The sequence below is a fragment of the Enterobacter sp. ENT03 genome, assembly GCF_019218745.1.
Taxonomy (GTDB): domain Bacteria; phylum Pseudomonadota; class Gammaproteobacteria; order Enterobacterales; family Enterobacteriaceae; genus Enterobacter_D.
In genome coordinates, this window is record NZ_JAHUXA010000003.1 from 26,372 (window position 1) to 45,980 (window position 19,609).

24 protein-coding genes and 1 pseudogene are annotated in these 19,609 nt (G+C 52.3%); 15 read left to right on the forward strand and 10 right to left on the reverse strand.

Going from position 1 to position 19,609, the window contains the following annotated elements; genetic code table 11:
- Positions 1-195 precede the first annotated feature (195 nt).
- A complete protein-coding gene (fliE, locus tag KW828_RS06705; protein WP_088219508.1) occupies positions 196-507 on the forward strand; it encodes a flagellar hook-basal body complex protein FliE in 312 nt (103 codons plus the stop codon).
- Between the two features lie 5 nt (positions 508-512).
- On the opposite strand, the pseudogene KW828_RS06710 reads toward fliE, so the two are convergent.
- Positions 513-1,007 (reverse strand): annotated as a pseudogene (locus tag KW828_RS06710) (tyrosine-type recombinase/integrase); the annotation flags it as partial.
- Positions 1,008-1,277: 270 nt separating this feature from the next.
- On the opposite strand from KW828_RS06710, the gene KW828_RS06715 reads away from it, so the two are divergent.
- A complete protein-coding gene (locus KW828_RS06715; RefSeq protein ID WP_218335676.1) occupies positions 1,278-1,469 on the forward strand; it encodes a hypothetical protein in 192 nt (63 codons plus the stop codon).
- Positions 1,470-1,536: 67 nt separating this feature from the next.
- On the opposite strand, the gene KW828_RS06720 is transcribed toward KW828_RS06715, so the two are convergent.
- Together KW828_RS06720 and KW828_RS06725 are read right to left on the reverse strand one after the other, a co-directional pair.
- The gene (locus KW828_RS06720; RefSeq protein WP_218335677.1) at positions 1,537-1,824 is read right to left on the reverse strand and encodes a hypothetical protein; all 288 of its coding nucleotides are present in this window, start codon (positions 1,822-1,824) and stop codon (positions 1,537-1,539) included.
- Between the two features lie 66 nt (positions 1,825-1,890).
- Positions 1,891-2,064, reverse strand: coding sequence for a hypothetical protein (locus KW828_RS06725; RefSeq protein WP_218335678.1), 174 nt, complete (start codon positions 2,062-2,064; stop codon positions 1,891-1,893).
- A gap of 401 nt (positions 2,065-2,465) precedes the next feature.
- On the opposite strand from KW828_RS06725, the gene KW828_RS22115 reads away from it, so the two are divergent.
- Both KW828_RS22115 and KW828_RS06735 read left to right on the forward strand, forming a co-directional pair.
- Positions 2,466-2,666: an XRE family transcriptional regulator gene (locus tag KW828_RS22115; protein ID WP_371316091.1), complete on the forward strand. Its 201-nt coding sequence runs from the start codon at positions 2,466-2,468 to the stop codon at positions 2,664-2,666.
- Positions 2,667-2,737: 71 nt separating this feature from the next.
- Entirely contained in the window at positions 2,738-2,953 is a 216-nt protein-coding gene (locus KW828_RS06735) for a hypothetical protein (protein ID WP_218335679.1), read from the forward strand.
- 38 nt (positions 2,954-2,991) lie between these two features.
- Here KW828_RS06735 and yedF read toward each other — a convergent pair whose 3' ends face one another.
- Both yedF and yedE read right to left on the reverse strand, forming a co-directional pair.
- Complete coding sequence (yedF, locus tag KW828_RS06740) at positions 2,992-3,225, reverse strand: sulfurtransferase-like selenium metabolism protein YedF (protein WP_088218905.1); 234 nt, start codon at positions 3,223-3,225, stop codon at positions 2,992-2,994.
- On the reverse strand, positions 3,222-4,427 hold the full coding sequence (gene yedE / locus KW828_RS06745; protein ID WP_218335680.1) for a selenium metabolism membrane protein YedE/FdhT: 1,206 nt from the start codon (positions 4,425-4,427) through the stop codon (positions 3,222-3,224). Before yedE ends, yedF begins: the two co-directional genes overlap by 4 nt.
- 183 nt (positions 4,428-4,610) lie before the next feature.
- Here yedE and yedD point away from each other — a divergent pair, with 183 nt between their 5' ends.
- The gene (yedD, locus tag KW828_RS06750) at positions 4,611-5,024 is read left to right on the forward strand and encodes a lipoprotein YedD (RefSeq protein ID WP_218335681.1); all 414 of its coding nucleotides are present in this window, start codon (positions 4,611-4,613) and stop codon (positions 5,022-5,024) included.
- 38 nt (positions 5,025-5,062) lie between these two features.
- Here yedD and amyA read toward each other — a convergent pair whose 3' ends face one another.
- The 4 genes from amyA to fliD form a co-directional block, all read right to left on the reverse strand.
- A complete protein-coding gene (gene amyA, locus KW828_RS06755; RefSeq protein ID WP_218335682.1) occupies positions 5,063-6,550 on the reverse strand; it encodes an alpha-amylase in 1,488 nt (495 codons plus the stop codon).
- 101 nt (positions 6,551-6,651) lie between these two features.
- On the reverse strand, positions 6,652-7,011 hold the full coding sequence (fliT, locus tag KW828_RS06760) for a flagella biosynthesis regulatory protein FliT (RefSeq protein ID WP_218335683.1): 360 nt from the start codon (positions 7,009-7,011) through the stop codon (positions 6,652-6,654).
- Positions 7,011-7,421 carry a flagellar export chaperone FliS gene (gene fliS, locus KW828_RS06765; protein ID WP_218335684.1) on the reverse strand — a complete coding sequence of 137 codons (411 nt, stop codon included), beginning with the start codon at positions 7,419-7,421 and terminating at the stop codon, positions 7,011-7,013. The genes fliT and fliS overlap by 1 nt, the downstream gene beginning before the upstream one ends.
- A 20-nt stretch (positions 7,422-7,441) precedes the next feature.
- Positions 7,442-8,854, reverse strand: coding sequence for a flagellar filament capping protein FliD (gene fliD, locus KW828_RS06770; RefSeq protein WP_218335685.1), 1,413 nt, complete (start codon positions 8,852-8,854; stop codon positions 7,442-7,444).
- Positions 8,855-9,095: 241 nt separating this feature from the next.
- On the opposite strand from fliD, the gene KW828_RS06775 reads away from it, so the two are divergent.
- The 8 genes from KW828_RS06775 to sdiA all read left to right on the forward strand — a co-directional run bounded on the left by KW828_RS06775 (position 9,096) and on the right by sdiA (position 16,350).
- Entirely contained in the window at positions 9,096-10,442 is a 1,347-nt protein-coding gene (locus KW828_RS06775) for a flagellin (RefSeq protein ID WP_218335900.1), read from the forward strand.
- A gap of 159 nt (positions 10,443-10,601) precedes the next feature.
- The gene (locus KW828_RS06780) at positions 10,602-11,321 is read left to right on the forward strand and encodes an RNA polymerase sigma factor FliA (RefSeq protein ID WP_072568903.1); all 720 of its coding nucleotides are present in this window, start codon (positions 10,602-10,604) and stop codon (positions 11,319-11,321) included.
- A gap of 56 nt (positions 11,322-11,377) precedes the next feature.
- Entirely contained in the window at positions 11,378-11,929 is a 552-nt protein-coding gene (gene fliZ / locus KW828_RS06785; RefSeq protein ID WP_218335686.1) for a flagella biosynthesis regulatory protein FliZ, read from the forward strand.
- An 86-nt stretch (positions 11,930-12,015) separates the two neighbouring features.
- Positions 12,016-12,816, forward strand: coding sequence for a cystine ABC transporter substrate-binding protein (gene tcyJ, locus KW828_RS06790; protein ID WP_218335687.1), 801 nt, complete (start codon positions 12,016-12,018; stop codon positions 12,814-12,816).
- Between the two features lie 106 nt (positions 12,817-12,922).
- Entirely contained in the window at positions 12,923-13,909 is a 987-nt protein-coding gene (gene dcyD / locus KW828_RS06795) for a D-cysteine desulfhydrase (RefSeq protein WP_218335688.1), read from the forward strand.
- Positions 13,910-13,930: 21 nt separating this feature from the next.
- Positions 13,931-14,599 carry a cystine ABC transporter permease gene (gene tcyL / locus KW828_RS06800; RefSeq protein WP_218335689.1) on the forward strand — a complete coding sequence of 223 codons (669 nt, stop codon included), beginning with the start codon at positions 13,931-13,933 and terminating at the stop codon, positions 14,597-14,599.
- On the forward strand, positions 14,596-15,348 hold the full coding sequence (gene tcyN, locus KW828_RS06805) for an L-cystine ABC transporter ATP-binding protein TcyN (protein ID WP_218335690.1): 753 nt from the start codon (positions 14,596-14,598) through the stop codon (positions 15,346-15,348). Before tcyL ends, tcyN begins: the two co-directional genes overlap by 4 nt.
- A 279-nt stretch (positions 15,349-15,627) precedes the next feature.
- The gene (gene sdiA / locus KW828_RS06810; protein ID WP_218335691.1) at positions 15,628-16,350 is read left to right on the forward strand and encodes a transcriptional regulator SdiA; all 723 of its coding nucleotides are present in this window, start codon (positions 15,628-15,630) and stop codon (positions 16,348-16,350) included.
- A 69-nt stretch (positions 16,351-16,419) separates the two neighbouring features.
- Here sdiA and KW828_RS06815 read toward each other — a convergent pair whose 3' ends face one another.
- Entirely contained in the window at positions 16,420-16,644 is a 225-nt protein-coding gene (locus tag KW828_RS06815; RefSeq protein WP_088218891.1) for a DUF2594 family protein, read from the reverse strand.
- A gap of 455 nt (positions 16,645-17,099) precedes the next feature.
- Here KW828_RS06815 and uvrY point away from each other — a divergent pair, with 455 nt between their 5' ends.
- Together uvrY and uvrC are read left to right on the forward strand one after the other, a co-directional pair.
- Positions 17,100-17,756: a UvrY/SirA/GacA family response regulator transcription factor gene (gene uvrY, locus KW828_RS06820; protein WP_072568896.1), complete on the forward strand. Its 657-nt coding sequence runs from the start codon at positions 17,100-17,102 to the stop codon at positions 17,754-17,756.
- Entirely contained in the window at positions 17,753-19,585 is a 1,833-nt protein-coding gene (gene uvrC / locus KW828_RS06825) for an excinuclease ABC subunit UvrC (RefSeq protein ID WP_218335692.1), read from the forward strand. The genes uvrY and uvrC overlap by 4 nt, the downstream gene beginning before the upstream one ends.
- Positions 19,586-19,609: the final 24 nt, after the last annotated feature.

Below are 19,609 nucleotides of genomic sequence, written 5' to 3' on the forward strand. Positions count from 1 at the left end.
ATTCGTGTAGTGAAGCAAAACAGACTCCCGGGTCGGCAAACACGACAAAAGTTCCATGTTGATGGCGGAGTCATTATTTGATGATTCGGATTTTTCTATGGGTCAAATAACCTGGTTTTTTATCGCTATTTAGCGCCATTATCTTATTGACAAGCTGTTAGGCTTACCCGGAATCAGATCATGTGGGGTAAAACCATGTCAGTACAGGGTATTGAAGGGGTCATCAGCCAGTTGCAGGCGACGGCGGGGATCGCGAAGAATCAGAGTATGCAAAGCGAACCGACGGTGAGCTTCGCCGGACAGCTGCATGCGGCACTGGATCGCATCAGCGATACGCAAAACGCAGCGCGCACGCAGGCCGAGAAATTCACCCTGGGTGAACCCGGCGTGGCGCTCAACGACGTGATGACCGATCTGCAAAAATCGTCCGTGTCCCTGCAAATGGGCATTCAGGTGCGAAATAAACTGGTTTCCGCCTACCAGGACGTGATGTCCATGCAGGTGTAGGTTTGCTAAATATCTGAAATATATTGTCTTTTTAAGTCGGATCCAACTGCTCGGGGCATGGGTGGGGCAACAGAGGATAATTTCTGGCTCAGGATTGTCACCTGATCCATATTGTTCTCTGCCATCCATGGCCCGTAAACTCTGTACACCATCTGTGCGTCAGAGTGACCCATCTGCTTAGCGATAAAATTTGGATTAGCTCCGGCTGCTAATGACCAGCATGCATAGGTGTGCCTGGACTGATATGCTTTCCGGTATCGAATCCCGGCTCGCCGCATTGCTGTCTCCCAGTTTTGGTTTATCGATCCAACCCCGTAATGATACCCTGCCAGGCTATTGCGCGTTACTTCCTGCGGATTGAACACGAACGTGCACGGAGGCATCACACACCTGCCATATTCCCTGAGCTTAACCGTCACTTCATACTGCTTTCCTGACCTGGTCATTTCGGCCTGGCTTCTGAGTACATCTATCGCTGGCTGAAAAAGGTTTACCGCCTTTCAACTGGTGTTAAATCGCCAGCTTTGCTAACAAATTCTCCTTCTGTCCGAAGTGCGGGCAGAGGGTTGAGCAATAAGCCATGACACAACTGAGCAGAGAAAGGCTGGAAAATCTACTCCAGTGCAACGATGAAAGTTCTTCTTCTGCAAACGCAGAAATGTTGGAAGTGAATGAAATGGCCCGCCGACTTCTGGCGGCCGAAGTGCAGGAGGCAACCAAATGACATCAATCATATTTGCAGCTGGATTCTTCGCTTTACCGGGGCTGGTATGGAAAAACGGAAAGGTGATGTGATGGAAATTTTTAAAGATTATTCGCTTCTCGACTTGCTAATGCTCACGCAACTGATGCCCATCCGGGTATTTAACGCATTCAAATCCGGTGCGTGGTTATTTGATTTTCTGCCGAAAAAGGTTGGCGATTGTGGACATGGCCGAAACCGAATGCTCTGTCTAGGTTGAAATGGTTTATCGTCAGATCGAAAACGCCGGGGTTATTCCCGGCATTATAAGTCAGATGATGTGTTATTTAAGCCGAAATCATAACCTGGTAAGCAACAAACAGGCAGATACTAATAATTACAATGGCTGCAATCACATTGAAAATTATTTCTCCTGGGGTCGCTGGCAGCTTTTTCCCACCATATCCAGCTCCGCCAGCATGGTTGCCTGCAAACGGATTACTCGGTGGTGAAGGATGTCTGTATGTAGTGGGGTTTGGAGTAAAATCAAACCTAACTTTGGCGCGTTCTTTCTCTTCGCAGTCAGGGCAATGGTAATTAGTAATAGTTCTAAAACATTTTGGGCAGGTAGCCATAGAAACCTCTTATAAAGGGAGTGAAGCAACACATAAACCGTCTACTTTATATTGTTTAGTTTATATTTAATTCCATGATGTGATTAGGCTACTCTTTGGCTGGCATTCACTGGGCGTGGCTTTTACTTTTACAAAAGTTACAGCTTCTTTCAATTCCCATTTTTTAGTGGGCAATGTTTGCCATGCCTCTCCCCCATAAATAGTGACTAACATGGCCTTCTTAAGGTTTTTATCTGGCATAGCCCTTAGATTCTGCGCCGGCGAGAGAAAAGATACTGTAGATGCGCGAAGAGTGAGAGCAGGCCGGCTATGTGGTGCGCTCTTGGGCGATCTTTGCCGATTATTAAAATCACATGGTCATAGGGTGTCGATGCAGGTGAGGCGCTGTTATATAATTCTTATTTATTAGGATTTACTGGCTTGTTAGGCCTGTAAATCCTTATTATTGTGTATTAACTCCGTTCTCTTTCTTCTGTAAATCTATAATCATCTCTGTTACGCGCAGTTTAAGGCGAAAACCACAACATGATTGATTTCACGTTTAGCAAACCCGACGTGATCGTTACTCTACTGTGCCAGCGCTTACGGCTCATGCGTATCGCGCAACAAATGACGCAGGCCGAGCTGGCTGGCAGGCGGGCGTGAGCGCCAACACGGTTTCCAGTATGGAAGCGGGGCGTAATATCGCCTTTGAAAACGTGGTCCGTATCGCGATGGTGCTTGGCCGGGGCAAGGAACTAGAAGAACTGTTCAAGCCGCAGCTCACGACACTTGAGGACCTGCGCCGTTACGAAGAGAGCACGATCCGCCAGCGTATCAAAGAAAGGACCCTGGCTGATTAAATTCCCTGCCGGGCGGACAGGCGGCTTTTGGCACGCGACGTTTTGATCGTCATAACGGTCTGCGCGTCCCTATGCAAAGTCTGGCCATCCGGCGGGAGCACATTTATCGCCTGGGTATTCAGGAAGCGGAATTAACGGCAGCGCAAATCAGCGCGTTAATAACAAAATATGCTGATGTGGCGAGCGGCTTTACCGCCAGGGCGAATGCCCGTTTCACGAAGGAGATCACCCGGCAGACGCTGGGGGAGATTCAGGCCAGCATTGATGACAATCTCAGCCGCCTGTAGCAGTAAAGCCCTCCCGCCAGGCTGCGGGAGGCGGGATCCTATTTCTGGATCAGATAGCGAATGGTTGGCCCGTCCTGCTGAATATCCAGCACGGTGTAGCCGTGGTTTTGCGCATCCAGCGGAATGTTGTTGATCGACTGTGGGCAGTCGCTGACCACTTCCAGAATTTCGCCTTTTTTCAGCTGTGGCATCGCCTCAAGCGTGGCGACGGCCGGGTAAGGGCAGGGCTCGCCCACCATATCCAGACGGTAATCCGGCACGATAGTTTTCATACTGGCTCCTTAATGGCGACGCGCGCCGCCCGTTTAAAGAAATGTTTTTCCCACGCCACCATCAGCAGGAACGCCGCCAGCAGCATGGCGTAGGTGACCAGCAGCCCCCCGAGCGGGCCAAAGGTGTTAAGCAGGTTAATCTTATCCCAGCTTGTCGCCAGCGGAGCGGACAGGTCGTCCCAGAAATACGCCAGCAGGGTCGAGCCGATCACGTTGCCAAGCCCCACCCACCAGTAATGCACCTGACCTTCCACCGCGCGATACATCCAGCCGGTTTCACAGCCGCCTGCCAGCACAATGCCAAAGCCAAACAGCAGACCGCCGAGCACCGCATTCGGGCCTGCCCACATGATTTTCGGCTCCACGCCTAACTGCACGTAGCTGTAAATGCCGATGGCGCTGACCGCCATCCCCAGCACGATGGCTTTGGCCAGATGGGTGCGGCCGGTGATCCACATATCACGGAACGCTGAGGTAAAGCAGATCTGCGCCCGTTCAATCAGCAGACCAAAGCCCACGCCAAATAGCATGGCGAGGCCCAGCTTCGGCTTATCCATCGCCGTTAACAGCGCCCAGCCGATCATGCCGATAAACACCAGCACGCCAAGACGAAAACGACGTCGCGCCTGTTCGGGCTTCTGGGTTAACGGCGAGGCGCTGGAGACTTTCTGCATTTTCACCGGAATACGGAAGACAGGCAGCAGGGTGACGCGTGCGCCAAACCAGGTGCCGACGGCGGTCGCGAGGGCGAAGAACCAGGCGTGCAAAGAGAACTGCGGAATGCCGGTAAAGAAGGCCGCCAGATTACAGCCCATCGCCAGACGCGCGCCAAACCCGGCAATAATACCGCCGACGATGGCCTGCGCGATGCGGATGCGGTTCCGCGGCATACGCAGCTTGACGTTGTTCGCCCACAGCGCGGCGGCAAAGCAACCACCGAACATGCCGATGATCATCATGCCGTCGATGCGCGTCAGCGGCGTTCCTTCCAGATGGATCAGCTTATAGTACCCCCACTCTTCGGCATGCACGCCCATTAGCTGCAACAGCTGACCGCCCCAGCGGGTAAACTCGCCGGTGACCGCCCAGAAGGTGCCGGTAATGCCGAAATAGTAGGTAGAGAGGATCCCTGCGGCGATAACGGCAGGGGCGGGGGCCCAGAATTTAATTAACCAGGCCTGTTTGAATTGTTGCCACGACATATTTGAGCCTCTGAACTCAGAAGGTTTTCAAAGAAGACGCGATACTACACATCCCGGCGGGTTTGCAAAGCAGAAAAACGCTTTTCTCTGGCAGAGATCAATTTTATGCGGTGACGGTGAAAGGCTGGCAGGGGCAACGCTTTAATGCCACACTGTTTTTTTTCTTCATGAGCAGGATAACAGATGAAAAAAGTAGCAATTTTGGGCGCGTTGCTGGCGCTGACCGGCTGTGTGCAGGTGGAAAATTATCAGGCGGTGGTAAAACATCCGGCCCCGGCGGGACTGGCGGGTTACTGGCAATCAAACGGCCCGCAGCGTGCGCTGGTCAGCCCGGAGGCGATGGCCAGTTTGATCGTCACCCAGGACGGTGACACGCTGGACTGCCGCCAGTGGCAGCGAGTCATTGCCGTACCGGGAAAACTGATGCTGAGCGGCGATGATCTGAAAAACGTCACGCAGAAACTTGAAGTGTATGGCGTGGAACGTGAAGGCAACCAGCTTGAGTACGCCGGCATGACCTTAACCCGCGTGGAACGCCCGACCAGTGAATGCGCCGAGGCGCTTACGAAAAATCCGTTGCCCTCGCCATTACCCTGATTGACCGGGCAGAGGGGTGCGCCGCTCTGCCCACGGTTTTACGCCGCCTCTTCGATGATCCACACGCTTACGCTGCCGCCGTTACAGGTGAAAGTACCTTCCCCCTGTGCGTTGGTGGACACCGTTTCCGCGCGGTTGCCGAGAAAATCACGCCACACTTTATTGCCATAGTTATCGCCGAGACTCAGCGTTTTTTCGCCGTCGTCCCCGTTGGAGAGCACCACCACGCAGCCGGGATCGTCCAGCGTGCCGCTGCGGCTGAAGGCAATACAGTTAGGGTGATCGAACCACAGGGTCTGCATGCCGTGGGCAAAACGCTGACGGGCGAGGATCAATTGGTCAAGCTGGTGGATGATCGGCATATCGACGTGATGCACCTCGCCGTCGCCGCCGGTGTCGTCATAACTAGCGCCATACAGATCCGGATAAAACACCGAGGGCACGCCGTTTTCCCGCAGCAGGATCAGCGCGTAGGCGAGGGGCTTAAACCAGGCTTCCACCGGCGCTTCCAGCGCCTGCAACGGCTGGGTATCGTGGTTGGCGACCAGCGTGACGGCATGAAAGGGATCGGCTTCCACCAGCGTACCGGTGAAGATCTGGCTCATGTCGTAGTGACTGCCCTGTAGCGAGGCTTCGTGGAATTTCATGTGCAGCGGGGCGTCGAACAGCATCGTTTTGCCGTCCACCTGATCGATATACTGCTTCAGCTTGTCGACGTCGTGGGACCAGTATTCCGCCACCATAAACAGCGGTTGCGGCGCAACGTCCTGCACATGCTCGATCCACTCTTTATAGAACCAGGCCGGGATATGCTTCACGGCATCGAGGCGAAAACCCTGGCAGCCAGTCTGCTCCATAACCCAGCGCGCCCAGTATTTGATCTCTTCCGCCACCGCGGTGTTACGAAAATCAATGTTCGCACCCATCAGGTAGTCAAAGTTCCCCAGTTCATCATCCACCTGATGGTTCCAGCCATCGCCGGTATAGTCATTGACGATTTTGAACACCCCGTCTTCGTCAGGGTTTTCGATATGGTCGATGCCGCTGAAGCATTTATAGTCCCAGACAAAGCGTGAATACTTGCCGTTACGCACCGGGAAGCTGTAGCGCGTCCAGGCTTCGCATTCAATGACGTCTTCGCCAATTTGCGTGCGATCCTGTTCATTCACCCGGTTGACGTGGATCGCCTCTTTTTCGTCGGCGCCCATTTTATGATTTACCACCACGTCCAGCAGCACCGCGATGTCGTTTTCCCGCAGGGCGGCAATCGCCGCCAGCAGCTGTGTTTTATCACCGTATTTGGTGGCAACGCTGCCTTTCTGGTCAAACTCGCCCAGATCGAACAGATCGTAGGTGTCATAGCCCACGGAATAACCGCCCGATGCGCCTTTGGACGCCGGGGGAAGCCAGACCATATTGATACCAATGTCATTGAAACCTGAAGCGCGTTCGGCGATTTCCGGCCAGAGTTTTCCGCCGTCAGGGTAATACCAGTGAAAGCATTGCAATAAGGTGGGGTTTTTCATCTTCCATGCTCCGAGTGGGGATCAACGAAGTATGGGTGAAAATTAAAAAATGACGCGGGTGTAGTTTATAAAAACCGCCACCCGCCGATCAGAAGCGGAGCTTAAAGCTCGCTCGGGAACAGAATATTACCAGAAAGACGTCCATATGCTGAATTCAGGTTATGTTGACGGGAGGTTTGCCCCACCAGCGTCCGCAGCTCTTCCATGCGCTGATGTAACAGGGTTTTTAACTCAACTTCATTATCCAGGATTTGCTTAAGCAACGGGCGAACCTGCGCCTGGACGGCTGTCGCCACGTCGCCTGCATCCTGAAACTGCGTCAGCTTTTCCACTGCCGTAATGTAGTTAAGTTCATGTTCTATCAGATCGTCCCAGCGGCCTTCTCGTGCGAGATTAAGCATACTGCAACTGGCCAGGAGCAATTGTTGATAGTGGTGGAGCAACCCGACATTGGCTTCCATTAGAAAGACTCTCGCGCATTAGGATTATTGGGACCAATTTCTTTCCAGGCGTCCGCAATGTTGTTGAGCAAAATTGTGACTTCCTCAATGGCGCTGACGTCATTGTGCAGATTGGCGTGTAAAAGACGTCGTGTCATGTAGTCGTACAGGCTGTCCAGGTTTGCGGTGAGCTCACCACCGACATCGTGATTAAGCCCCGCGCGCAAACCGTTGGTAATGATATTGATGGCTTTGGACAGCGCTTGTCCTTTACCGGGAACGTCTCCCTGTTCAATCAAAATGACTGCTTTTTTCATGGCGCTTAACGCGCCGTCAAACAGCAGAACCACAAGTTGATGGGGACTGGCGCTCAGGACGGCGCTTTCCACGCCGACCGTTGCATAAGCCTGAATTCCCGATTTTGTATACATAGCAAACCTCAATAAATAACTTATGAATTCATCGCGTTAAATTGCTGAGTCAAATAGTTACCGGTGGATGTCAGGGAGGAAACCATTTTACTCAGCGCGGTAAACTGCGATTTATACCGTGCCATAGTGGCGGTAATTTGTGCCGTAACTCGTAATTTTTGCTCATCGAGTAATTTCAGCGACTTGTTAATACCATCAGTAGCGCTTTTTAATGATCCCTCATTACCCAAAATATCTTTAAGCAAGTCGCTGGTCTGTGTTGCAAAACCCGTCTTTTTACCATCCCCGGTCAGAAAAGAGACGACATCCGCGGACTTTTCATTCAGTGCTTTCGCAAGCTTCGTATTGTCTACTGTCAGTTTCCCTTTCACGTCCTGGGTAATGCCCATTTGTGACAATGCGGTAAGTGAATTCCCATCAGGCTGAGTAGTAGAGAGCATCGAGCGTAAACGCGTCTGGATATTACGCAGTGTACCGTCCCCTAACAGGTCGCCATTGCTGGCATCCTGGCCGTTGGTGGCACCCTTATCAACCGCCGTATATTTGGTCTGACTGCCGATAGTGGTTTGCAGCGAGTTATAGGCATCAACGAACGCATTAATGGCCGCGGTCATTGGTGCGTTATCTTTAACGATTGTCAGGGTTTCTGGGGTGCCAACATTGGTTTTTGTCAGGTTCAGCGTCACGCCTTCCGGCGCATCGGTAATACTGTTGCTACTGCGGGTGATCTCAATGTTATTGATTTTCACTTTTGCGTCAGCCGCGGCAACTTGTTCTGTCATATTGCTTGGGTTAGTGCCGGTGGCGTCATAACCAATGTATTTCGCCAGTTCGCTGTCATTGGTGGTCACAGTCATGGCATTGGTGGTACCGCTGTCGCGAGAGGTCAGCGCCAGGTAATAGCTGTTATCGTCCGCTTTAATAATGCTGGCGGTGACGCTGCCCTGCTTGGCGTTGATGGCATCACGAATATCAGTGAGGCTGGTTTTATCCGCTGCGAGGGTTACTGTCAGCGGATCTTTCTGGCCCGGCTGCGCGATGGTAACCGTACGCGAGGCGAGGCTGGTATCGCCCAGATCGGTATCTTTGCTGGCCACTTTCGGGCTAAGTAGGGACTGTGAGGCCGCCAGCGCCGTCACTTCCACGGAGTAGGTACCCGCCGAGGCGTTGTTAGACAGCACGGCGCTGAAGGCAGTGTTGGTGCTGGATACTTTAGCTGAAGCAATTGCAGAGGTGTTTTTCAACGCGTCGGAAGCCGTCTGCAGTTTATTCAGCGCGGTTTGCACCACGTTCCACGCGGTCAGCTTTGCTTTATATGAAGATTGCTGCGTGGTAATAGGGGTTAACTTTGTCTGTTCGGCGGTTTCCAGGCTGGTATATAAGGTATCCAGATTCAGGCTGGTACCCGCGCCAATTGAGCTTATCGATGCCATTGATTCATCCTTTCTTATTTAGACAATCACTGGATGGTCTATCGGCAGCGACAGCAAAAAGATTAGAGTCTTTTAAAAAAAACAATGGCGGAATAAAGCACGAAATCTGCAGGTAGTTTGCTTGTTTAAAAAAATGATTTTTTTTCTAAAGGTTATGGGAACGCTGTCGATAATCTGGTTAACGGCGCAAGAGCCGTGGGCCAGCGGCCTCAAACCTAACACTTATGAAGGAATCAAAATTATGGCAGTAATCAATACTAACAGCCTGTCGCTGATGACGCAGAATAACCTGAACAAATCTCAGTCTTCTCTGGGTACGGCTATTGAGCGTTTATCTTCTGGTCTGCGTATCAACAGTGCAAAAGATGACGCTGCTGGCCAGGCGATTGCTAACCGCTTCACCTCTAACATCAACGGCCTGACCGTTGCTGCCCGTAACGCCAACGACGGTATTTCTCTGTCGCAGACCGCTGAAGGCGCGCTGAGCGAAATTAACAACAACCTGCAGCGTGTCCGTGACCTGACCGTTCAGGCACAGAACAGCTCTAACTCTGCCTCTGATATTGATTCCATCCAGTCTGAAGTTAACCAGCGTATGGAAGAAATTGACCGTGTTACCAAACAGACTGACTTTAACGGTATTAAAGTTCTGGATAACCGTAAAGGGGAGGCTGAAACTTATAACTTCCAGGTTGGTTCAAAAGACAGCGAGCAGATCGGTATTAAAATCGGTTCAAGCGCAGGTTGGAACCTGGCAGCTGCAGGTGCTGACAACACTTCCGGTACAAAACTGAACACGAATCAGGCCGGTGTAGACGCCGCTAAAAAAGCATATGATGAAGCAGTTCAGCCTTTATATCTCTCTCAGCTTGATAAAGGTAAAGCAGAGCATGCAACCTATATGACTGATGCAGCTGCAGCAACTACAGCAGCAACAGCAGCAGCAGGTGACCCGGCAGATCCGGCATTGGCAGCAACTGCTGCATCAACAGCAGCAACAGCAGCAACTTCTTTAACAGCATTTAAAACAGCTGCAGGAATTGATTCTACCGCTACAATTTCTGATGCAGACCATACAACATTAGCAACTTACTATGCAGCAGCAGCACCAACGGATGCCGAAAAAACTGCAGCTTACGATGCAGTAAAAACTAAAATGACAGCCTCAGTGACAGCTGATAGCTTGAAATCAGCAGGTGCAGCTGCCGCGGAAGCAGCAACTCCGGGAGTAGTAATCAATGGCAACCTGCGTACGGTAGCCGCTACCGGTTTCGATGTTCGCAGCGGGACTGTTGATTCTACAGGCAAAACAGATGGTAACCCGTTGGCCGATATTGATGCTGCAATCAAAGCGGTTGACACTCAGCGTAGTATCCTGGGTGCTTCCCAGAACCGCTTTGAATCTACCATCACTAACCTGAACAACACCGTTACCAACCTGACTGACGCGCGTAGCCGTATTCAGGATTCCGATTACGCAACAGAAGTTTCCAACATGTCCCGCGCGCAGATCCTGCAGCAGGCTGGTTCTTCTGTACTGGCTCAGGCCAACCAGGTTCCGCAGACCATGCTGTCCCTGCTGCGTTAATTCGCAAAATCCTTACAAACCCCGCTACGGCGGGGTTTTTTGTTGGTTGCAGATCATAAGATTCAAATAACCCCCCATTTCACCCACTATTCATCCGATTAAAACCCCTCCAGAATCGGATAATCATGCCGATAACTCATTAACGCAGGGCTGTTTATCGTGAATTCAATGTATACCGCTGAAGGTGTAATGGATAAACACTCGCTGTGGCAGCGTTATGTACCACTTGTGCGTCATGAAGCATTGCGCCTGCAGGTGCGTCTGCCGGCGAGTGTGGAACTGGACGATCTGCTACAAGCGGGCGGTATCGGTTTACTCAATGCAGTCGACCGGTACGACGCTCTGCAAGGAACGGCATTTACCACTTACGCAGTGCAGCGTATTCGTGGGGCGATGCTGGACGAATTGCGCAGCCGTGATTGGGTGCCGCGCAGCGTCCGGCGTAATGCCCGCGAAGTGGCACAGGCGATGGGACAGCTGGAGCAGGAACTGGGACGCAACGCGACGGAAACCGAGGTCGCGCAGCGGCTGAGTATTCCTGTCGAAGAATATCGTCAGATGTTGCTCGATACCAATAACAGCCAGCTCTTCTCTTATGACGAGTGGCGGGAAGAGCATGGCGATAGCATCGAGCTGGTGACCGACGATCACCAGCAGGAGAACCCGTTACACCAGTTGCTGGAGAGCAATTTACGTCATCGCGTGATGGAGGCTATTGAAGCCTTACCCGAACGTGAGCAACTGGTCCTGACGCTGTACTACCAGGAAGAGCTGAATCTTAAAGAGATTGGCGCGGTACTGGAGGTCGGTGAGTCGCGGGTGAGCCAGCTCCATAGCCAGGCCATTAAGCGCTTACGTACCAAGCTGGGTAAGTTATAGGCAGGTGTTTAGCGCCTGAAGAATGCCGCACAATGTATTGACAACCAGGAGTTATCATGACGGTGCAGCACGCTAAAAGACGGCCCCTAAGCCGCTACCTGAAAGACTTTAAACACAGCCAGACGCATTGTGCGCATTGCCACAAACTGCTCGATCGCATCACGCTGGTTCGCCGCGGCGAAATCGTCAACAAGATTGCGATTTCGCGCCTCGACACCCTGCTGGATGAAGCCGCCTGGCAACAGGAACAGCAAGAGTGGGTAGCGCTATGTCGTTTCTGCGGCGATTTGCATTGCAAAGAGCAGAGCGATTTCTTCGATATTATCGGCTTCAAACAATACCTGTTTGAGCAAACCGAAATGAGCCATGGCACGGTGCGTGAATATGTCGTCCGCCTGCGCCGTCTCGGCAACCATCTCAAAGAAAATAATGTCTCCCATGATCAGCTGGCCGATGGCTTCCTTGATGAAGTCCTTGAGCCGTGGCTGCCCGTGACCAGCACGAATAACTACCGGATTGCCTTGCGTAAATACGCGCAGTTCAAATCACAGTCACACTTTATGTCCGCGCAGAAAATCGCGCCGCAGGCAACTTCTGATATATATTAAAAATGAATAACATGTAGCGTAGTGGTGTTTGACCAAAAGGTCCTGCACCATGCACTATCGTGAAAATTTTCTTATTCGGGGTGACTATGAAACTAGTACAGTTAGGTCGTCAGGCGTTGATGGGTGTTATGGCCGTTGCGCTGGTAGCAGGTATGAGTGCGACAACGTTCGCGGCAGACAATGTGCTGAATGAAGTTAAAGAGCGCGGGACGTTACTGGTCGGTCTGGAAGGCACCTATCCGCCGTTCAGTTTCCAGGGTGACGACGGCAAACTGACTGGCTTCGAAGTGGAGTTCGCGCAGGAGCTGGCGAAACATCTCGGCGTGAAAGCCGATCTGAAACCCACCAAGTGGGACGGTATGCTGGCCTCGCTGGACTCAAAACGCATTGATGTGGTGATTAACCAGGTCACCATCTCCGATGAGCGTAAGAAAAAGTATGACTTCTCCACGCCGTACACCGTTTCAGGTATCCAGGCGCTGGTGAAAAAAGGCAACGAAAGCGGCATCAAAACCGCGGCCGATCTGAAAGGCAAAAAAGTCGGCGTGGGTCTGGGCACTAACTATGAAGAGTGGCTGCGTAAGAACGTACAGGGTGTGGACATTCGCACCTATGATGATGACCCGACCAAATATCAGGATCTGCGCGTAGGCCGCATCGACGCCATTCTGGTTGACCGCCTGGCGGCACTGGATCTGGTGAAGAAAACCAAGGATACGCTGGCTGTTGCAGGCGATGCGTTCTCCCGTCAGGAAGCCGGTGTCGCCGTGCGTAAAGGCGACGAGGATCTGCTGAAAGCCATTGATGCTGCCATTGCTGAGATGCAAAAAGACGGCACCCTGAAAGCGCTGTCCGAGAAATGGTTTGGCGCTGACGTGACGAAATAATCACCGACAGTTAACGAAAAAGGCGCTGATAAGAGCGCCTTTTTTATTTATTTCGCCGTACCGTGCATAATCAGTGAATGACTCGTTACCCCGCACCGGAGATTTCATGTCCCTGCATAATTTAACCCGTTTCCCGCGCCTCGAATTTATCGGCGCACCCACGCCGCTGGAGTACCTGCCGCGTCTTTCCGACCATCTTGGCCGCGAGATCTTCATCAAGCGCGATGACGTGACGCCGATTGCCATGGGCGGCAATAAGTTGCGTAAGCTGGAATTTCTCGCCGCCGATGCGTTGCGTGAAGGGGCCGATACGCTGGTCACCGCCGGCGCTATTCAGTCGAATCACGTCCGCCAGACGGCGGCGGTCGCGGCAAAGCTCGGACTACACTGCGTGGCGCTGCTGGAAAACCCGATTGGTACGCGCGCCGAAAATTACCTGTCCAACGGTAACCGTTTACTGCTCGATTTATTCAGTGCGCAGATTGAAATGTGCGATGCGCTGACCGATCCGGTGCGTCAGCTGGATGAACTGGCTACTCGCGTCGAAGCGCAGGGTTTTCGTCCCTACGTCATTCCGGTGGGTGGCTCTAATGCACTGGGAGCGCTTGGCTATGTGGAAAGCGCGCTGGAAATTACCCGTCAGTGTGAAGGAGCGGTGGAGATCGCTTCGGTGGTGGTCGCCTCCGGAAGCGCCGGGACGCACGCCGGACTGGCGGTGGGCCTTGGGCAGTTAATGCCGCAGGCGGAGCTGATTGGCGTCACGGTGTCGCGCAGTGTGGCGGATCAACAGCCGAAAGTGGCAACGCTGATACAGGAGCTGGACACGCTGCTCGAGGTGCAGACCCACGCGGACATAGTGTTATGGGATGACTATTTTGCACCGTCATACGGCACCCCGAACCCGGAAGGGCTGGAAGCGGTAAAACTGCTGGCGCGGCTGGAAGGGATTTTGCTCGATCCGGTGTATACCGGCAAAGCCATGGCGGGCTTAATCGATGGTATTAGCCAGAATCGCTTTAAAGATCAGGGACCGATTCTGTTTATCCATACGGGCGGCGCACCGGCGCTTTTCGCCTATCATCCCCACGTCTGATTTGCGAACAGAAGAACGATAATGCAAGAAAGTATACAACTGGTGATCGACTCCGCGCCGTTCCTGCTCCGTGGGGCGGTGTTTACGCTGCAGCTCAGTATTGGCGGTATGTTCTTTGGCCTGCTGCTGGGCTTTATTCTGGCACTGATGCGCATGTCGCCGCTGTTGCCGATCCGCTGGCTGGCGCGCTTCTATATCTCCGTTTTCCGCGGCACGCCGCTGATCGCGCAGCTGTTTATGATCTATTACGGTCTGCCGCAGTTTGGCATTGAACTGGATCCGATCCCGGCGGCGATGATTGGTCTGTCCCTTAACACCGCGGCCTACACCTCTGAAACGCTGCGCGCGGCCATTTCGTCTATCGATAAAGGCCAGTGGGAAGCGGCGGCGAGTATCGGCATGACGCCGTGGCAGACGCTGCGTCGCGCGATCCTGCCGCAGGCGGCGCGGGTGGCGTTGCCGCCACTGAGTAACAGTTTTATCAGTCTGGTGAAAGACACCTCGCTGGCGGCAACTATTCAGGTGCCGGAGCTGTTCCGTCAGGCGCAGCTGATCACCTCCCGTACGCTGGAAGTGTTCACCATGTACCTGGCCGCGTCGCTGATTTACTGGGTGATGGCAACGGTGTTGTCTGCGCTACAAAACTATTTTGAAAATCAGCTTAACCGTCAGGAGCGTGATCCAAAATGAGTGCGATTGAAGTGAAAGACCTGGTGAAAAAGTTTCACGGCCAGACGGTGCTGCACGGGATTAACCTGGAAGTGGAAGAGGGCGAAGTGGTGGCGATTATCGGCCCCAGCGGTTCCGGTAAAACCACGCTGCTGCGCAGCATCAACCTGCTGGAACAGCCGGAAAGCGGCAGTATCCGCGTGGGGAAAATCGCCATTGATGCCGGGCGTTCCCTCAGTTCGCAGAAAGCGGCGATCCGGGAACTGCGTCAGCGGGTTGGCTTTGTCTTCCAGAGCTTTAATCTGTTCCCGCACCGCACGGTGCTGGAGAACATCATTGAAGGGCCGGTGATCGTCAAGGGCGAAGTGAAAAACGAGGCGACCACCCGCGCCCGTGAACTGCTGGCAAAAGTGGGGCTAAGCGGCAAAGAGACCAGCTATCCCAAACGTCTGTCGGGCGGTCAGCAACAACGTGTAGCTATTGCCCGCGCACTGGCGATGCGCCCGGATGTGATCCTTTTTGATGAGCCGACGTCGGCGCTCGATCCGGAACTGGTGGGCGAAGTGCTCAATACTATTCGTCAGCTGGCGCAGGAAAAGCGCACCATGGTTATCGTCACCCATGAAATGAGCTTTGCCCGCGACGTGGCCGATCGCGCTATCTTTATGGATGAAGGGCGAATTGTCGAACAGGGCCCGGCAAAGGCTTTGTTTGCAGACCCGCAACAGCCGCGCACCCGGCAGTTTCTTGAGAAATTCCTGATGCAATAAACAAAGGAGGATCGTCTCAGGCGATCCTCCTTTAATTTGCGATATGTTGAGTGATTTATCCGGCGGGTGCGTTATTTCCTTTCGCTATTAATAATTCCAAATATTTCTAAAGCAGTATATGAAATACCGCTATTAATGCTGAAAGGGCACAACTACACCTCAATAAAATGCGGGTTACTCCCAGTGCCATCGTTATTTTGTATTTATAAATAAGTTTTATGTGTTAGTTTTACACATTCATAATAATGATGATTTCAAGCAGGGGTTTTACCGGTATATATGCAGGAAACAGACTTTTTCACCTGGCGACGGGAGTTGCTGCATCTTTTTCAAGGGATGACATCAGCAGCAGAGGTTTATAAGGAGCTACAGCGCCAGACGCAGCAGCTGGAATTTGATTACTTCTCACTTTGTGTGCGACATCCGGTGCCTTTTACACGGCCCAAATTATCACTGGAAACGACCTATCCTGACGCATGGATATCGCATTATCAGGCGGAAAATTATTTCGCCATCGACCCGGTGCTGAGGCCAGAGAATTTTATTCAGGGGCATCTGCCGTGGAGCGATCGTTTATTTGTGGATGCACAGCCCTTATGGGATGGTGCTCGCGATCACGGTCTGCGTAAAGGCATTACTCAATGCCTGATGTTGCCCAACCGGGCGATGGGATTTCTTTCCGTGTCGCGCACTGATGTGCGCAGTAAAATGCGCGCAGACGATGAAATAGAGGTGCGGCTGCAATTTCTGGTGCAAATGAGTTTGCTGACCTTGAGCAAGCTGAATGATGCTACGGTGGCTGCACCAGAGATGAAGTTCAGTAAGCGTGAGCGTGAGATTCTGAAGTGGACGGCGGAAGGGAAGACCTCGGCTGAGATTGCAATGATCTTGTCCATCTCGGAAAATACGGTGAATTTCCACCAGAAAAATATGCAGAAAAAATTCAATGCGCCCAATAAGACACAGATAGCCTGTTACGCTGCGGCAACCGGGTTTATCTGAAGGGCAATACGTTTCGCGTGTCGAGCGTTACACCGGCTGACGGGCAATTCACTGTCAGCCGGTTTCCTTTTACTGACGGTAAGCCTGTTTAATCTGCTTAACAGTGGCAGCAAAAACGTCAGCCTGAGCGGTATCTTCCATCTGTGCAATCTGCTTTTCCAGCTTCAGGATCACCCGGCCTGCGTCCGCCTGGCCCATCGCCTGTAACATCAGGGTAACCAGCGCTTTCATGCAGGAGACTTCCTGAGCCAGTTCATGGCCATTTTCGGCAGTGGTAAAATCGGGTGTGTTCATGTAACGTCCTCGGTGTGTAACAGCGCCTGAATGCGCCAGTGAATGTAAAGGCGGCGGAGTATACCACAAGGCCACCCCAAAATAGCAGTGCTTGTTTTTTGATCGTTATTGTTGCCGATTATCATTACTGCCTCAAAAATGATTACCCCTATAATTATGTGTTACACAATATATGTTTATAGGCAGTATCTTGCTGGTTAAATAATGTTAAAAAGGCAAGCATTATTTACCGCTTCGTTTATCAACGGTAAATGAATGACTGAAAAAACCTCTTTTAAATCGCCTCTTTTCAATGGCATTTAGCGCTTCGCCTCTCCAGACATTGTACAATTCTATTTCCACGACATGACCGGAAACACACTGGCCGCATTTTTGGATTTTTATCTTCCGCTAAAAAACGGTAATATGTGCAGAATTAACTGAACGTAGCGTTATCCCTATTCTGGAGATGTCCTTTGATCAACGTCCTTCTTGTTGATGACCACGAACTAGTGCGCGCAGGGATACGACGCATTCTTGAAGATATTAAGGGTATAAAAGTTTCCGGCGAGGTTTGCTGTGGTGAAGATGCCGTTAAATGGTGTCGCGCTAATCCTGTCGACGTCGTGTTGATGGATATGAACATGCCCGGTATCGGCGGTCTTGAAGCCACGCGTAAAATTGCGCGGTCCACTGCTGATACCAAAGTGATTATGCTGACCGTGCATACTGAAAACCCGCTGCCGGCAAAAGTCATGCAGGCGGGGGCCGCTGGCTATCTCAGCAAGGGCGCAGCCCCTAAAGAGATGGTTAACGCCATTCGCTCAGTATATGCCGGCCAGCGCTATATCGCCTCTGACATCGCCCAGCAGATGGCGCTCAGTCAGATTGAGCCGGAAAAAACCGCATCACCGTTCGCAAGTTTGTCGGAACGCGAGTTGCAGATTATGCTGATGATTACAAAAGGTCAGAAGGTGAATGAGATCTCAGAACAACTGAATCTCAGCCCTAAGACGGTGAACAGCTATCGCTATCGAATGTTCAGTAAATTAAACATTCACGGCGATGTTGAGCTGACCCATCTGGCTATTCGACATGGTCTGTGTAATGCGGAGACGTTATCAAGTCAGTGAGTGATGTTTTTGAACCCAAAGCCTTCCTGAGCACGGTGACCAGCAAACCCGGCGTTTATCGAATGTACGACGCCGGTGGTACCGTCATTTATGTCGGTAAAGCCAAAGATCTCAAGAAGCGGCTGTCCAGCTATTTTCGTACCAACGTTGGCTCAAGAAAAACCGAGACGCTGGTGGCGCAGATCCAGCAAATCGATGTCACGGTTACCCATACCGAGACCGAAGCCCTGCTGCTCGAACATAACTACATCAAGCTCTATCAGCCGCGCTACAACGTGCTGTTGCGCGATGATAAATCCTATCCTTTTATTTTCCTGAGCGGTGATACCCATCCACGGCTGGCGGTGCATCGCGGAGCGAAGCACGCGAAAGGTGAGTATTTCGGGCCGTTCCCTAACGGCCATGCGGTGCGTGAAACCCTCGCGCTGTTGCAGAAAATCTTTCCTGTTCGCCAGTGCGAAAACAGCGTCTATCGCAATCGTTCGCGCCCGTGCCTGCAATATCAAATTGGCCGCTGTCTGGGACCCTGCGTGGCAGGATTGGTCAGTGAAGAAGAGTATGCGCAGCAGGTGGAGTATGTCCGGCTATTTCTGGCCGGCAAAGACGACCAAGTGCTCAACCAGCTGATTGAACGTATGGAAAAGGCCAGTGCGTCGCTGGACTTTGAACAGGCCGCGCGCATTCGCGATCAGATTCAGGCGGTACGCCGCGTGACTGAAAAGCAGTTTGTTTCTAATAACGGCGACGATCTCGATGTTATCGGCGTCTCCTTCGACGCGGGTATGGCCTGTGTCCATGTACTATTTATCCGCCAGGGGAAAGTGCTTGGTAGCCGTAGCTACTTCCCGAAAGTGCCTGGCGGTACTGAACTGGGCGAAGTCGTGGAAACCTTTGTCGGCCAGTTTTATTTACAGGGCAGTCAAATGCGCACCTTGCCATCGGAAATCCTGCTCGATTTCGACCTTGCTGATAAAACGCTGCTGGCCGAGTCGCTATCTGCCATTGCAGGGCGTCGCGTTAACGTACAGACCAAACCGCGCGGCGACCGGGCGCGTTATCTGAAGCTGGCGCGTACCAATGCAGCCATCGCGCTCAGTACCAAGCTCTCGCAGCAGTCGACGATCCATCAACGAATGGCCGCCCTTGCGGCGATGCTGAAGTTGCCAGAAGTGAAACGCATGGAATGTTTCGACATTAGCCATACCATGGGCGAGCAGACGGTGGCCTCCTGTGTGGTATTCGATGCCAATGGTCCGGTTCGCGCGGAATATCGTCGCTACAATATTACCGGTATCACGCCAGGAGATGACTATGCAGCAATGAACCAGGTGCTGCGCCGTCGTTATGGCAAGGCTATCGAAGAGAGTAAAGTGCCTGACGTTGTGCTGATTGACGGCGGTAAAGGGCAGTTGGGCCAGGCAAAAGCCGTGTTTGCTGAGCTGGACGTGACATGGGATAAGCATCATCCGCTGTTGCTAGGGGTAGCGAAAGGCACCGATCGTAAAGCCGGGCTGGAAACCTTATTCTTCGAACCGGAAGGCGAGGGCTTCAACCTGCCGCCGGATTCTCCGGCGCTGCACGTGATCCAGCATATTCGCGATGAGTCACACGATCACGCCATCAGCGGGCATCGAAAAAAACGAGCAAAAGTTAAAAATACCAGTACGCTTGAAACTATCGAGGGTGTAGGCCCGAAACGCCGGCAAATGTTGTTGAAGTACATGGGCGGATTGCAAGGTTTACTCAACGCCAGCGTTGAGGAAATTGCAAAAGTGCCGGGTATTTCGCAAGGCCTGGCAGAAAAGATCTACTACTCGTTGAAACATTAAGGGCTATGTAGCAACATAGAGCTA